We start from the raw sequence: 14,250 nt of genomic DNA, 5'->3' as shown, positions 1-14,250 counted from the left end.
GCACGGGCACCCATGCGTGGTCCGCGCGGGTTCACCCGCCGTCGCGGACCGCCACGATGCCGTTGAAGACGCCGACGTACGCCGTCCCGTCGGGGCCGATGGTCACCGGCGCCCAGTTGTTGTCGTACGCGAGTCCGGTGCCGGTCAGCTTGGACCAGCGGCGGGCTCCGGTGCGGTAGTCGACGGCGGTCAGGTACCAGGCGTCGATGCCGAGGGCGTTGGGCTGCTTCTCGTAGAAGTAGAGGAGTCCGTTGGCGGTGGAGAGCTTGGGCACGGTGGAGGGCGAGCGGACGGCGCTCTCCCACACCGTGTCGCAGCCGCTGCCGTCGGGCCGTACGTCGATCCTGGCCACGCCGCCGACGACGCTGCGGCCGAGCAGCAGCGTGGTGACGTCCTCGTATCCGTAGTTGTTCTCGACGACGAGGCTGTTGCCCCAGCTGATCATGGAGTTGTCCGTGGTGGAGGCGCCTGAGCCGAAGACGGGGACCGTGCAGACGAGCCGCTGGCCCTCGGGGATGCCGGGCGCGCGGCGGTAGACGAGGACGTTCATCCGGTCGTCGGCGTTGTCGGTGATCGCGACATACGCGTCCCCGTCGCCGAAGAGGTCGGGGGTGGTGCCCGAGCCCTGGTTCACCGAACCGGGTTTCGTGCCGGTCCCCCGGTCGTACGTCTCCCGCCACTGGACGCGCGGGGTCCCGTCGTCCGTCGCGGCGAAGCTGTAGAGGGCGTGGTCGGTGACGATGGACACCCCGTCCTCGGCCACGGAGAAGGAGTTCTGGATCTCCTCCCCGGTGAGCAGGACCGAGCGGACGGCGCCGGTGCGCGGGTCGACGGTTCCGACGCGGCCCAGCCGGGTCACCCACCAGACGCGGCCCTGCCAGTCGGGCATGACCGAGGTGACGGGGTCGCAGGTGCCGCTCGGGTAGAGGTTGGTCCAGCTGACGCAGTCGTGGGGCACCTGGCCGGTGAGGTCCCAGTCGTCGACGACGGTGAACCGCCAGCTGCCGTCGGCCGCCTGCTCGTGTGCGATGCGCTGGATGTGCTGGCGGGAGTCGGCCAGCACCACCCGGTCCCGGTCGTCCAGGTAGAAGTAGGCGCCGCCCGAGGTGTCCTTGAAGATCTTCGAGAAGTCCAGCCGTGTGATGGCCTCGACGGTCGAGGAGCGCTGCGCCAGCTTGTACTCGGCGAGGGTGTCGAGGGTGCGCGGGTCGAGCAGCTTGAGCAGGAATCCCGTGAACGTGCCGCAGACCGTGATCAGACGTCCCGCCGCGTCGAAGGTGGCGGTGGCGCACTCCCCGCCCAGGGGCGCGATCTGTTCGCTGTCCACGTGAGGGGACCGGCCGAGCGGACCGGAGTACGGGTAGGTCCCGCTGCCCGCGGCGTCGGCGTGCATGCCGCTGCGGCCGTTCGGGGCGAGGAAGGGGTGCTGCGGCGCGGGGCGTCCGGGCACCGGCGCGGCGGTCGCCGGAGCGCCCTCGTAGTCGCTGACGAGCCGGTGTCCGGGGGCCCGGGGGATGTCGGCCGCACCGGCCGGGACACCGGACATCGTGAAGGCCCAGGCGCACAGTGCGAGCACCAGGGCGGTCGCGCGGAAGGATCTGCTGCGGGACGGCGGGGACAGCCGGGGCGGCTGGGGCAGCGCGGGCATCGGACTCCTCGGTCGGGGGGGGGGCTGGGTCGCACCGGCGCCCGACGCTAGAACCGACCCCGTGAGGTGTCCATGGAAACGCGGCAGGTTTCATGGGCGCTTCACGGGGATGCAACGCGTCCCGACAGCCTCCCGTCCCGGCACCCTGCCACGCGATCCGCCCGGGGCGGGTGTCTCAACGCGGCCGTCCCGTACGGCGGTCGAGCATCTCGCGCCGGATCGCGGCCGCCGTCGTGCGCGCCCGCTCCGCGCCGGCCCTGCGGTCGGCCTGTCCCGGCACGAAGCGGTGCAGGGGGATCGCGCAGCGCGGGCAGGGGGCGTCGGCGGTGAGCAGCCGGCCGTCCTCGCAGGCCGGTTCGGGGCACAGTCCGGGCCGGAGGAGTTGTTCGGCGATGTCGAGCGGCCGCCGGCGGCGGTGTCCGGCGTCGTCCGTCTCCCGGAGCGCGTGGGACCAGCGGGCGTTCCAGCGGCGTTCGACGCGGTCGAGGAGCTGGTCCGGGGTGCGCCGGCCGAGTTGGTGGCGGACCAGGCCGACGAGTTCGCTCGGGAAGCGGCCCCGGAACTCCCTTGCCAGGGAGGGCGGCAGCGCGCGCAGGACGTAGCCGACCGGATCGGCGCCCGGCGGCCGCCGACGCGGACAGGGGCAGTCCCCGTCGGCGGGGAGGCGGGCTCCGCAGCGGACGCACAGTCCGCGGCAGTCGCCGCAGAGTCCGTTGTCGAGGCCGTCCAGATGCGGGGCGGGTGCCCGGCCGCACTCCCGGCAGCAGGAGGCGCAGAGTCCGCACAGCCGCTCGCCACCGGCGTCGGTCGTCCAGGGCCGCTGCTGGCAGCGGCAGCAACGGCTGCTCACGCAGTGCTCGTGGTGGGCGGCGCCCGGACCGCGTCCGGGGAGGGAGAAGGACATGGCCGTGTGCTCCGGGACCGGCTTCGGCGCGTCGCCGGCGGCCGTGTCGTCCCACCGGGCGGGGGCGCGGTCCGGTCCGGCCCGCGCCCCCGCCGGACCGTGGCACACCGCTCCGCCCCGCGTCCCGGTGCGACCGGATGAGCCTCACTCCCGGCGGTAATGATCCACCGGCCGAGCGGGATTGGCCGGTTCCGCCCGTTCCCGTAACGGGAACCGACCGGCCGTGGAGTCAGGGCCGGATGCCGCTGACCAGGTCCGCGGTGGCCGTGATCCCCTCGTGGATGGTGGGCGCCATGCTCGTGCCCGCGAGGAAGAACCCGAGGAGGGCGCAGACCAGGGCATGGGAGAACTTCAGCCCGCCGTTGCGCAGGAAGATCACCGCGAGGATCAGCAGAAGCAGCACCACTGAGATCGAAATGGCCATGGCCAACCTCCTTCGCCGCGCCGGAATTGCGGCATTCGGCGCCAGTGTGGCGGAGCGGAGGGGCCATCCGGCGCACTGGCGTGTACGCCAAACGGGTAAGGCTGCGAGGGAGGTGGGACCCGGCCGGGTAGGGGTTCGGCCGCGTGCGCCGGGCGGTCCGGAAGCGGGATCGCCCGGCGCTCGGGTGTTCTACCGCGCGGGGCCCTCGTGGGTGCGCAGGAAGCGGGCCAGCCCGGCGAGGTCGTCGGAGTTGAGGTGGTCGACCCCGGCCGCCAGCAGTTCGCTCCAGACGGCCTCCCGCCGGGGCCCGGGCGCGTCGGGCGTGGCCCAGAAGCGCACGCGCTGTCCGGCGCGGTGCGCACGGTCGGTGAAGTCCCGCAGCGCGGCCCGTTCGGCGGGCGGGATCGGGCCGTCGCCCTGCCAGCCGAACGCTCCGGTCCAACTGGTGCTGATCAGCGGGACGAACGAGGCCGGGGCGGCGGTGCCGAGGTCCTCGGGCCGGCCGTCGTAGAAGGCGTGGCGGACCCGCTGGGCCTCCATCGGCACGCGGGCGGTCCGGTCCCCCGAGATGACGGCGGTGACGGCGCCGGGGCGCACCCGGCCGTTCCGGCAGCTCGTCAGGATCCTTTGGTAGGGACGCAGTTGGCGGTCGAGTTCACGGTAGGCGGCGGCACCGTCCGTCTTGATGTCGATGAGCAGCTGGAGCGGGATGCGGGCGCCGGGGAAAACGCTTCCGTGAGCGGCCGCGACACGGGCGAGGAGCGGGTCGAGGTAGAGCGCGCGCAGGGTGCGGGCCGGGTCGAGCCCGGTGGCCTCGTGGGCGACGAGCAGCTCCCCGTCCACGAGGAAGATATCGGCCTCCACACTGGTGAACCCCTGGTCCAGGGCGTCGTGGAGGGGGCGGGGGTGCAGATAGTCGTTGTGTGCGTGCGCGCGCCGGAGCGGGCGCGGCCGGGGGGTGTGCGGGAGCGCGGGCGCCGCGCCGGCGGGGGCCGCCGACAGCGGTACGGCGGCGCCCGCGGCGGCGGTGGCCAGTGCGGTGGTGACGAGGTGACGACGGGTGGGGAACGCCATGGACTCTCCCGGTTGCGAGGCGTGCCGGACGGGCGGACGCGACCGAGTATGGGAGCGCCGTCACGCCGTCGGGCGGCGAACCGGGGAGAGTTGTCCGGTTCGCCGCCCGTGCTTCCCTTCGCGTTCCGTCCGCCGTGGCCGGTTCCCCGGTCCGGCTACGCGGTGGGGGCCGGGAGGTCCGTCAGCGCGGCGACCGCGGCGCGGTGGCGGCCGGCCGTGCCGAAGGCGGTGGCGTCGGCCTTGGCCCGCTTCAGGTAGAGGTGGGCGGGGTGCTCCCAGGTCATGCCGATGCCGCCGTGCAACTGCACGCACTCCTCGGCCGCGTGGACGGCGACGCGGGAGCAGTACGCCTGGGCCACGGCCACCGCGAGCGGTGTGTCGGGGCTGTTCGTGGCCAGGGCGTCGGCGGCGTTGCGCGCCGCGGCACGGGCCGAGACGACCTCCAGCCAGAGTTGCGCCATCCGGTGCTTGAGCGCCTGGAAGGAGCCGACGGGGCGGTTGAACTGGTGGCGTTCCCGGGTGTGGCGGACCGTCTCGGTCAGGCACCACTCGGCGAGTCCGAGCTGTTCCGACGCCAGTAGTCCGGCTCCGGCCAGGAGCCCGCGTTCCACCGCGGCGCGTGCGGTCGCGGTGTCCGCGAGCAGCGTTCCGGCGGCCCCGTCGAGGGTGACCTCGGCGAGCGGCCGGGTCAGGTCGAGCGGGACGAGCGGGGTGACGGTGACGCCGGCCGTGTCGGCGGCCACGGCGTGGAGGCCGTCGGCGGCGGGGACCAGGAGGACGTCGGCGGTGGCCGCGTCGGCGACCGGTCCGCGTGTTCCGTCGAGGGGCGCGTCCCACATCGGCGTGTCGGCCGGTGCGGTGGAGAACGGGACGGCGAGCACGGCGGTGCGCCGGCCCTCGGCGAGGTCGGCGAGGAGCGCCGCCGCAGGGCCGTCCGCGGTGTCGAGCGCCAGCAGGATCCCGGTGGCGACGACGGAGCTGGTCAGGTACGGGACGGGGGCGACGGCGCGCCCCAGTTCCTCCAGGACCACGGCGGCCTCGCGGGGGCCGGCGCCCTGGCCGCCCCGTTCCTCGGGGACCAGCAGCCCCGCGACGCCGATGTCGGAGGCGAGGGCCTTCCACAGCGCGGGGTCGTACGGCGTGTCGGTCTCGGTGCGGGCGATGATCCCGGGTGCGTCGCACCGGTCGGCGAGCAGCGCCCGGACGGCGGCCCGCAGGTCCTCCTCCGTCTCGGAGTAGAGGAGGTCGGGCGCCGCCTGGGGTGCGGTCGGTGCGGTCATCGGGAGAGGTCCTTCCAGGCGACGTCCTTGTCGTTGCGCGGTTCGGCGGGGAGGCCGAGCACGCGTTCGGCGACGATGTTCAGCAGTACCTCGCTGGTGCCGCCCTCGATGGAGTTGCCCTTGGAGCGGAGGTAGCGGTAGCCGGCGTCGCGGCCGGTGAAGTCGACGAGTTCGGGCCGGCGCATCGTCCAGTCGCCGTACAGCAGCCCTTCTTCGCCGAGGAGTTCGACCTCCAGTCCGCTGATCTCCTGGTTGAGCCGGGCGAAGGCGAGCTTCATGCCGGAGCCCTCGGGGCCGGGCTGTCCGGCGACGAGCTGCTGGCGCAGCCGTTCCCCGGTGAGGCGGGCGACCTCGGCGTCGACCCAGAGGGTCAGCAGCCGCTGGTGCAGGTCGTGGGTGCGCAGTTCGGGGCGTTCGCGCCAGGTGCGGGCGACGGGGCCGATCATGCCGCCCTCGCGCGGGATGCGGGCTCCGCCGATGGAGACGCGTTCGTTCATGAGGGTGGTCTGCGCGACCTTCCAGCCCTCGCCGACCGGGCCGAGCCGGTGGCTGTCGGGGATGCGGACCCCGGTCAGGAACACCTCGTTGAACTCGGCCTCGCCGGTGATCTGGCGGAGCGGGCGGACCTCGACGCCGGGGTCGGTCATGTCGCAGACGAAGTAGCTGATGCCGCGGTGCTTGGGCACGTCCGGGTCGGTGCGGGCGATCAGGATCGCCCAGCGGGCCAGATGGGCGCTGGACGTCCAGACCTTCTGTCCGTCGACCACCCAGTCCTCGCCGTCGCGCACCGCGCGCGTGCCGAGGGCGGCGAGGTCGGAGCCGGCTCCCGGTTCGCTGAAGAGCTGGCACCAGACCTCCTCGCCGACCCAGAGGGGGCGCAGGAAGCGCCGCTTCTGTTCGTCGGTGCCGAAGCCGAGGATGGTGGGCGCGGCCATGCCGAGGCCGATGCCGATGCGGCGCGGGTCGTTGTCCGGGGCTCCGGCCGCGGCGAGTTCGGCGTCGACGACGGGCTGGAGGGAGCGCGGCGCGTCGAGTCCGCCGAGTCCGGCGGGGTAGTGGACCCAGGCGAGTCCGGCGTCGAAGCGCGCCTTGAGGAAGTCGGTGCGTTCGGTGGTGGCCGGGGGGTGGGCGGCCAACAGTTCGCGGGTGCGGCGGCGCAGTTCGGCGGCGTCGGGTGCGGTCATCGGGCGGCTCCCGACGGGAGGACGACGACGCGGCCGGTGCTGGTGCCGTCGGCGACGCGCTGGACGGCGGCCGCCGCTCCGGCCATGGGGACCCGATCGCTGACGAGGGGGGTGACGACGCCCTCGTCGGCGAGCCGGGTCAGTTCGCTGTGGCAGTCGCGGACCGCCTGCGGGTCCTTGGTGTTGTAGAGGCCCCAGTGGAGTCCGAGGACGGAGTAGTTCTTCACGAGGGCGTGGTTGAGGGCCGGGGCAGGGATGTGGCCACTGGCGAAACCGACCACGACGACGCGGCCCTCGAAGGCGATGCACTTCACGGACTTCGCGTAGGCGTCGCCGCCGACGGGGTCGTAGACGACGTCGGCGCCGCGTCCGCCGGTGAACTCCTTGACGACGGCGACGATGTCCTCGGTGCGCCGGTCGATGACGAGGTCGCAGCCGAGCGCGGCGGCGGCCTTCGCTTTCTCCGGGCCGCCGACGACGCCGATGACGGTGGCGCCGGCGGCCTTGCCGAGCTGGACGGCGGCGCTTCCGGTGCCGCCCGCCGCCGCGTGGACGAGCAGGGTCTCGCCGGGCTGGATCCGGGCCCTGCGGTGCAGGCCGAACCAGGCGGTCTGGTAGCCGATGTGCATCGCCGCCGCCTGGGCGTCGTCGAGGGCCTCGGGGGCGGGCAGCAGGGCCGCCTCGTCCACGACGACGACCTCGGCGAAGCCGCCGTGCGGCAGGGCGGGTGTGGCGAGCACCCGGCGCCCGTCCTCCGTGCGTCCGCAGATCTCCACACCGGGGGTGAAGGGCAGGGGCGGGCGCACCTGGTACTGGCCGCGGCAGAGCAGCGCGTCGGGGAAGTTGATGTTCGCCGCGAGCACGTCGACGCGCACCTGGCCGTCGCCGGGCACCGGGCGTTCCGTCTCCTCCAGGGTCATCACCTCGCTCGGCTCACCGTTCCGGTGCACTCGCCATGCCTGCATGAGGGGCCTCCACAACACTGTCGGCATTACCACTGCTCCGGCGCATACTAAGCGGTCGCTTGCCTCTGTGGGAACAACCCGCGGCAATGGATTCGGCCGGCCCGCACAGGGGTGCGCCCGGCCCCGCCCCGTGGAGGCGGGGCGGGACCGGGCGGGGGGCGGCTGCGTGTGCGCTATGCGGCGACCACGATCTCCGAGATCCGGGGTGCCGCGGATCCGCCGTGCCAGAGCAGCCGGACCGCGTCCGCGCTCCGGCCCGGCGTGGCGACCTTCGTGTACGCCCCGCCGAGCGAGCCGACGGTCGTCCAGCCGCCGTCGGCGCCGCGCAGCTGGATGTCGGCGGCGGCCCCGCTCCCGGCGGGCCGCAGCACGGTGACGGAGCCGACCGGCCGGGCCCCGGTGAGACCGACGTCCAGGAACTCGCCCTCCTCGGGCGGTCGGGCCGCCGTGTAGACGGTGGCGGGATCACCGTCGGCCGCCGCCTTCAGCGCGGATCCGGCGGTGGCCGGCGGATTGCCGGTGACGGCGCCGTCGGCGGTGGCCACGCGGAACTCGCGGACGACGAGCCAGTTGTCCTGCGCGGCGGTGGACCGGGCCCGCACATAGCGGGCCTCGGTGCCCCCGGGCACGGTCGCGGTGACCTCGGGGCGGCCGGAGAAGTCGGTGAGGGCCGTCCACTCCCGTCCGTCGGCCGAGTACTCCAGCACTCCGGCGTGCAGATAGTCCTCGGCGCTGCCGGGCTTGCCCATGGCCAGGGTGACGCCGCCGAACTCCCGGACGCGCCCGAGGTCGACGGTGATCTGCGAGCCCACGCCGGGCGCGCCGTCGCTCCAGAAGTACGTGGAGTCGTCGCCGTCGAGCATCCGGCCGACGGTGTTGGTCTGGTACGTGCCGAGGTTCGTCGACGCGGTGGGCCGCCCGCTCACCCCGAGGATCCGGTCGTGCTCGGCGAGGGCCGCCGTGACGAAGCCGTCGAGCTGCCCGTCCCCGACGAGGACGGGCACCGCGCGCCCGTCGAGTCCGGTGTACGTGAAGGACTCGGCGCGCTCGACCTGTGCGGGCAGCTCCTGGCGGAGCTGCCAGGCACGGGAGCCCTGTCCCGCGCGGGCCGCCTCGACCATGCGCAGGGCGGTGTCCGAGGCCGTCGCCCAGGCCCGGGTCGCGTCCAGCCACGGCCCGGAGTCGGTCAGGAAGCCGCGGTCGGCGAGCCCGGCGCGGAGCACGGCGGGCGCGGAGCCGAGCGTGTTCAGGACGGAGGAGAGCCGGCCCGCGTCGCCGGACGTCCAGTAGGCGGCGATCTCGGCGGAGAGTTCCGGCGCCTTCCGCGTGTTCAGCGCCGAGCTGTAGTTGGCGTCGGCGAAGGCGCGCAGGGCCTCCTCGGTGCGGGCGTCGCCGCCGGCGTACTCCTTGAGCCCCTTGCCCCAGGAGGTGCGCGGATCGTACGCGGCGTCGTTCCAGGAGTAGTCCGCGACGGTGTACAGCGAGAGCTTGGAGGCGTAGGGCTGGATCATCGGATTGGCCGTGATCCCGGCCAGCCGGCCCGGCAGCCCCTTCTCACGGCCGTTGAACGGGCCGAGCAGCAGCCTGTTGGTCGCGTAGTCGTTCACCGGGTAGTTGTCCCAGGTGAGGATGGGGTGCCCGAACACCGAGCGGGCGGCGTCGGCCTGAGCGACCGTCATGGTCGGGGCGACCACTCCGACCCCGGTCCACTCCACGAGCACATCGGGGTCGAGCTGCTCGGACAGGGCCGCCTTGTACGGGGACGGGGAGACGTTGTAGTACTCGGTGGGGACCATCTGGAGCGGCTCGGCACCGGGGTGGGTGGCGATGAACTCCTGGTTGACGCGGTTGAGCAGATGGGCCTGGGCGGCTCCGGCCGCACCGCCGCCGGTCCCCCACTTCGCCCGGTCGGCCTCGCAGTTCCAGTCGGTGTAGCTGATGTCGTCGAGCGGCACCGCGAAAGTGCGTACGCCGATGTCCCACATCGACTGGAACTTGTCGACCAGCGCCCGGGCATCGGCGTCGGAGCTGTAGCAGACCGAGAGTCCGGGCGAGAGCGCGTAGGTGAACTCCACATGGCGGCGGGTGGCCCGGTCGGCGAGGTCCTCGATCCGCGCCAGGGCGTCGGCGGGGTAGGCGTCGCGCCACTTCTCGCGGAGGTACGCGTCGTCCTTCGGGGAGTAGACGTAGATGTTCATCTTGTGCTCGGCGTAGTAGTCGAGCTGGTCCAGGCGCGCCTCGTGGGACCAGGGTGTGCCGTAGAAGCCCTCGATGACGCCGCGCAGCGCGGTGCCCGGCCAGTCGCGCACGGCAAGTCCGGCGATCCGCGCGCCGGGCGTCCGGCGGTGCGGCAGCACCTGGCGGAGCGTCTGGGCGGCGTAGTACGTACCGGTGGTGTCCTTGCCCGCGAGGACGACGCGCCCGGCGCCGATGCCGAGGACGTACCCCTCGGCGGGCAGGGATCCGGGGCCTTCGAGGTCCAGGGCGCCGAGAGCGGCGGGGTCGCCGATGTACACGTTGAGCCCGCCCGGGGCCGGCGTGGTCGCGCGGACGACCCGCTGGGCACCGGCCGCGCGGAGGGCCGCGGTCACCACGTCGAGCGTCCGGCCGTCGGGCGAGGCCCCCGTCACCAGGGTGACGGTGGGGGTGAGGGTGACCGTGTCGGATCTGTTCGTGACGGACCGCGGGGTGGGTGTGATGTCCGGGGTGTCACGGGCGGGGGCGGCCGCCGTCGCGGGGGCCGCGGGGCCGGCCGCCCCCGCAGGGGGTCCGGCGGCCAGGAGGCCCCCGGCGAGAAGGGCCGCCGCCAGGGCGGTGGCGGCGAGTCGGGGTGGGCGAGGTGTCACAGAATCCTCCATGGGCACTGAAGTCACCAGAGACGCGCAACACAACGACACCGAATTCAACATCCTGGCGCTTGCATGTCAATGGTCTGGACAACATCAGCGCGCCGACCTGGTCTTTTGCCGCGAAGTCCTGGTGTTCTGTCGGAGGATGGAGTAGGGATACGGCCATGACGAAGCGCATGCGCACGCCCGGACTCCCCGCCCCTCCCCCGCTCGGCGCGAGTGCCCTGCCGGCGGGGACGTACGAAGGCAGCGTCGTCCTGGTGACCGGCGGCGGATCGGGCCTCGGCAAGGCCGTCGCGGCCGAGTTCGCCCGGCTCGGCGCGGATCTGGTCCTCATGGGCCGCGACACCGGCCGGCTGGCCGCCGCGCGGAGGGAGCTGGAACCGCTCACCTCCGGCCGGGTCCTCACCGCGCGCGCCGACGTCCGCGACCCGGACCGCATCACGGAGGTGTTCGACGAGGCCGCCGCGGCCCTCGGCCCGCCCGATGTGCTGGTGAACAACGCGGCGGCCAACTTCCCCTCCCCCGCCGAGGACCTGTCCCCGAACGCCTGGCGGGCGGTGCTCGACATCACGCTGACCGGCACCTGGTTCATGAGCCGGGAGTTCGGCCGGCGCCATCTGGCGGCGGGGACCCCGGGCTCCGTCGTCTGCGTCGGCGCCTCGTACGCCTGGACGGGCGGCCCCGGGTACGCGCACTCGGCGGCGGCCAAGGCCGGGGTGAAGAACCTGGTGGAGACCCTGGCCGTGGAGTGGGGACCGTACGGCATCCGGGTCAACGGCCTGGTGCCGGGTCTGATGCCGCACGCGGACATGCCGAGCGCGATCCGCTCCCACCTCGACCGCGACGGCGGCGACGAGGACGCCCTCGGCGCCCGGCAGCCCGCCCTGCGCGTGGGGCTGCCGAGGGAACTCGGCTGGGCGGCGACCTTCCTGGCCTCGCGGTACGCCGGATTCGTCTCCGGTCACTCACTGGTGGTCGACGGCGCGAACTGGCAACGCCGCTCCCTGGTCGCCCCGCCCGTGGTGCCGGTGCGCGAACAGCTGGGGCGGGGCCCGTTCGCACCGCCCGGTGACGCGTAGGGGTGCGCGAACCTGCGGCGTCAGGCGCCCTCGAAGCGCGGGGGCCGGCGGGACGCCTTCGCGGTGTAGCCCTCGGCCGCGTCGCGCGAGGTGAGGGTGAGGGCGGCGGCCAGGGCCGTACGGTCCAGGGTCCGGGCGATGCCGTCGTCCGCGTACGCGTCGACGGAGCGCTTGATCTGGCGCACGGCGAGCGGCGCGTTGGCCGCCACCTCCTCGGCGAGGGCGCGGGCGGTGGACTCCAGCTCCCCGGGCGGGGTGACCCCTTGCAGCAGGCCGATCCGTTCGGCGGTCGACGCGTCGATCCGTCGGCCGGTGAGCGCGAGGTACTTCGCCCAGCCGGCCCCCGCGTCGCGGGCGATCCGCAGATCACCGCCCGCGTCCACGGCGACCCCGATCCCGGCCTCGGGCAGGGCGAACACCGCGTCGTCGGCCGCGATGCGCACATCCGCCATGAGGGCGAGTTCGAAGCCGAATCCGAGGCAGTAGCCCTGTACGGCGGCGATCACCGGCTGCGGAAGCCCGGCGAAGGCGGCGAACCGCTCGTGCACCCAGCGGATGCCCTCGTAGTAGCGCTGGGTGCGTTCGGCCGGGGAACGGCCGGTGATGCCGCCGCCGGGCGCGGTGACGTCGATCCCGGCACAGAACGCCCGGCCCTCGCCCCGCAGCAGGACGACCCGGATCGCGTCGTCGAAGCGGATGCGGTCGGCCATGATGCCGAGCTGCCGGCTGGACTCCCAGCTCCAGCCGTTGAGCCGGTCGGGCCGGCAGAGCGTCAGCAGTCCGATCCCGTTCTCCACCCGCAGGGTGAGACGCTGCTCTCCCTCCGGGATCTCGTGGTCGAGGATGTCCAGCACGCCGCCACTCCCGCCCTTCTGACGTTCCGTCAGGTCCTGGTGTGCCGCTCAGCGTACGACCGGGGTGCGACGGGGACCAGAGGTGCGGTCAGTCCAGCGGGCCGGCGGGGTCAGCGGGCGAAGAGTTCGAAGGTGACGGCAGGACGACCCCCGAAGCGTTCGGAGGCCGCCCGCGCGGCGCCGGTGAGGAACGTCCGGCAGTACGTCTCGGGCTCCTCGTCGGTGAGCACCTCGATATACGTGCGGTGGGCGAGGAGCGAGCGCACGGACCGTTCCAGGCCGTCGGTGGCGTCGACGGCGTGGGTGGGCGTCGAGGATCCGGCGACCGCCACCCAGCGCACCCCGTCCCAGGGTTCGAGTCCCTGCTCGGCCAGCTCCGGGAAGATCCAGCGGTTCCCCGCGTCGCCCGCCGCGTCCAGGGTGGCGCGGCCGACCGCGCGGTGGTCGGGAGTGTTCCAGGCGACACCGCCCCAGGTGTCGCGGTGGTTGAGCGTGATCACCAGCTCCGGACGGTGACGGCGCACGGCCGCCGCGATGTCGCGGCGCAGCGCCACGCCGTACTCGATCACCCCGTCGCGGTGGTCCAGGAACTCCACCCGGGAGACGCCGACGACCGCCGCGCTCGCGCGCTGCTCCCGTTCGCGCAGCGGCCCGCAGCGCTCCGGATCGAGGGTGTCGATGCCGGCCTCGCCCCGGGTGGCCAGGAGGTACGTGATCTCGCGCCCGCCGTCCGTCCAGTGCGCGACGGCCGCGGCGCAGCCGTACTCCAGATCGTCGGGATGGGCGACGACCGCAAGGGCGCGCTGCCAGTCCTCGGGCATGGGCTTCAGCTGCTCGGTCATGCTCGGCAGGCTAGCTCCGGGACCCGCGCGGCGCAGGGTGCCGCGTACGCCCGGCGCGGTGCCGTACGACAGGGCGGCCACCCGCCCGCCGCCTCAGGCGAGCGAGAGGAAGAGCTTCTCCAGCCTCGTCCGCATCTGGTCCTGGTCCGCCGGCTCCGCGCCGTCGGCCATGCACTGCTGGAGCCCCGTCGCGATGATCGCGAAGCCGGCCCGGTCGAGCGCCCGCGAGACGGCCGCCATCTGCGTGATGACGTCCTCGCAGTCCCGGCCCTCCTCGATCATCCTGATGATGCCGGTGAGCTGGCCCTGTGCGCGGCGCAGACGGTTGAGCACCGATTTGAGTTCGGCCGCCGCCATGTCGAGTTCCACACATCCTCCATTTCATACCCCAAGGGGTATTCTAGCCCGTGCGGGACAGAACCGGCCCAGGGCCTTTCGTCCCGATCGGGCCGGACCCCCGGGCCCGCTCGCGGGGCGTGATCCGCGCCGCGGGCCGCGACTCCGTCCCCCACCGGAGCAGAAAGGAATCACCGCACGTGCCCAGCCCCGTGTCCCTCTCCCCCGCCCAGGCCGCCGCCCGTCTCGCGGAGTTCACCGTGATCGACGTGCGCGCCCCCGGTGAGTACGCCTCGGGGCATGTCCCCGGCGCCCTGAACATCCCGCTCGACCGGCTGCACGAGGCGGTGCCGGCGCTCAAGTCGGCCTCGGCCCGCGGCTCGCTGCTCGTGGTGTGCGCCTCGGGTGTGCGCTCCACGCGCGCCTGCGACATCCTCTCGGCCGCCGACATCGACGCGGTGACGCTGAACGGGGGCACCTCGGCGTGGGAGGGCGACGGCCACGACCTGCACCGCCCGGCCGGGGCACGGGCCACCTGGCCGATGGAGCGCCAGGTACGGCTCGCGGCAGGCTCCCTCGTGGTGGCCGGACTGCTGGCGGGCGTGCGCTACCCGGCCGCCCGCTGGCTGGCGGCCGGGATCGGCTCCGGTCTCGTCTTCTCCGCCGTGACCAACACCTGCGGGATGGCCGCGGCCCTGTCGAAGCTGCCGCACAACCGGGCCCCGCGTGCGGCGGGCGACCTGGACGCGACGCTGCTCGCCCTCCAGGGCTGAGCATTCCGGCGGACGCCCCCGGGACGGCGTCCCGG

At 73.9% G+C, this 14,250-nt stretch carries 13 protein-coding genes; 2 read left to right on the top strand and 11 right to left on the bottom strand.

Features of this window, described 5'->3' with window-relative positions:
• Positions 1–31: 31 nt before the first annotated feature.
• The 8 genes from ACFVDM_RS10930 to ACFVDM_RS10895 form a co-directional block, all read right to left on the bottom strand.
• Complete coding sequence (locus ACFVDM_RS10930; protein ID WP_383636114.1) at positions 32–1,648, bottom strand: hypothetical protein; 1,617 nt, start codon at positions 1,646–1,648, stop codon at positions 32–34.
• Between the two features lie 175 nt (positions 1,649–1,823).
• Positions 1,824–2,552, bottom strand: coding sequence for a hypothetical protein (locus tag ACFVDM_RS10925; protein WP_383636112.1), 729 nt, complete (start codon positions 2,550–2,552; stop codon positions 1,824–1,826).
• A gap of 229 nt (positions 2,553–2,781) precedes the next feature.
• Entirely contained in the window at positions 2,782–2,976 is a 195-nt protein-coding gene (locus ACFVDM_RS10920) for a hypothetical protein (protein WP_383636109.1), read from the bottom strand.
• A 189-nt stretch (positions 2,977–3,165) separates the two neighbouring features.
• The gene (locus tag ACFVDM_RS10915) at positions 3,166–4,050 is read right to left on the bottom strand and encodes a phosphatidylinositol-specific phospholipase C/glycerophosphodiester phosphodiesterase family protein (protein ID WP_383636106.1); all 885 of its coding nucleotides are present in this window, start codon (positions 4,048–4,050) and stop codon (positions 3,166–3,168) included.
• Positions 4,051–4,205: 155 nt separating this feature from the next.
• Complete coding sequence (locus ACFVDM_RS10910) at positions 4,206–5,330, bottom strand: acyl-CoA dehydrogenase family protein (protein WP_383636103.1); 1,125 nt, start codon at positions 5,328–5,330, stop codon at positions 4,206–4,208.
• Positions 5,327–6,514 carry an acyl-CoA dehydrogenase family protein gene (locus ACFVDM_RS10905; RefSeq protein ID WP_383636101.1) on the bottom strand — a complete coding sequence of 396 codons (1,188 nt, stop codon included), beginning with the start codon at positions 6,512–6,514 and terminating at the stop codon, positions 5,327–5,329. Before ACFVDM_RS10905 ends, ACFVDM_RS10910 begins: the two co-directional genes overlap by 4 nt.
• Positions 6,511–7,479: an NADPH:quinone oxidoreductase family protein gene (locus ACFVDM_RS10900; protein ID WP_383636098.1), complete on the bottom strand. Its 969-nt coding sequence runs from the start codon at positions 7,477–7,479 to the stop codon at positions 6,511–6,513. Before ACFVDM_RS10900 ends, ACFVDM_RS10905 begins: the two co-directional genes overlap by 4 nt.
• Positions 7,480–7,652: 173 nt before the next feature.
• The gene (locus ACFVDM_RS10895; RefSeq protein ID WP_383636095.1) at positions 7,653–10,325 is read right to left on the bottom strand and encodes a beta-N-acetylglucosaminidase domain-containing protein; all 2,673 of its coding nucleotides are present in this window, start codon (positions 10,323–10,325) and stop codon (positions 7,653–7,655) included.
• A gap of 167 nt (positions 10,326–10,492) precedes the next feature.
• Between ACFVDM_RS10895 and ACFVDM_RS10890 the strand changes: the two genes are divergently transcribed.
• Complete coding sequence (locus tag ACFVDM_RS10890; RefSeq protein ID WP_383636092.1) at positions 10,493–11,410, top strand: SDR family oxidoreductase; 918 nt, start codon at positions 10,493–10,495, stop codon at positions 11,408–11,410.
• Positions 11,411–11,430: 20 nt separating this feature from the next.
• On the opposite strand, the gene ACFVDM_RS10885 is transcribed toward ACFVDM_RS10890, so the two are convergent.
• From ACFVDM_RS10885 to ACFVDM_RS10875, 3 genes are all read right to left on the bottom strand, one after another.
• Positions 11,431–12,264 (bottom strand): enoyl-CoA hydratase/isomerase family protein, encoded by an 834-nt coding sequence (locus ACFVDM_RS10885; protein ID WP_383636089.1) that lies wholly within the window; start codon positions 12,262–12,264, stop codon positions 11,431–11,433.
• Positions 12,265–12,374: 110 nt separating this feature from the next.
• Complete coding sequence (locus tag ACFVDM_RS10880) at positions 12,375–13,106, bottom strand: PIG-L deacetylase family protein (RefSeq protein WP_383636086.1); 732 nt, start codon at positions 13,104–13,106, stop codon at positions 12,375–12,377.
• A gap of 93 nt (positions 13,107–13,199) precedes the next feature.
• Complete coding sequence (locus ACFVDM_RS10875; protein ID WP_383636083.1) at positions 13,200–13,475, bottom strand: metal-sensitive transcriptional regulator; 276 nt, start codon at positions 13,473–13,475, stop codon at positions 13,200–13,202.
• 167 nt (positions 13,476–13,642) lie between these two features.
• Here ACFVDM_RS10875 and ACFVDM_RS10870 point away from each other — a divergent pair, with 167 nt between their 5' ends.
• Positions 13,643–14,215, top strand: a complete 573-nt coding sequence (locus ACFVDM_RS10870; RefSeq protein ID WP_383636080.1) for a rhodanese-like domain-containing protein — start codon at positions 13,643–13,645, stop codon at positions 14,213–14,215.
• The last annotated feature ends 35 nt before the right edge of the window (positions 14,216–14,250 follow it).

This window comes from Streptomyces sp. NPDC057682 (assembly GCF_042799575.1).
In the GTDB taxonomy this organism is placed as follows: domain Bacteria; phylum Actinomycetota; class Actinomycetes; order Streptomycetales; family Streptomycetaceae; genus Streptomyces.
The sequence above is the reverse complement of the archived record's forward strand: the minus strand, read 5'-3'. Positions and strand labels throughout refer to the sequence as shown.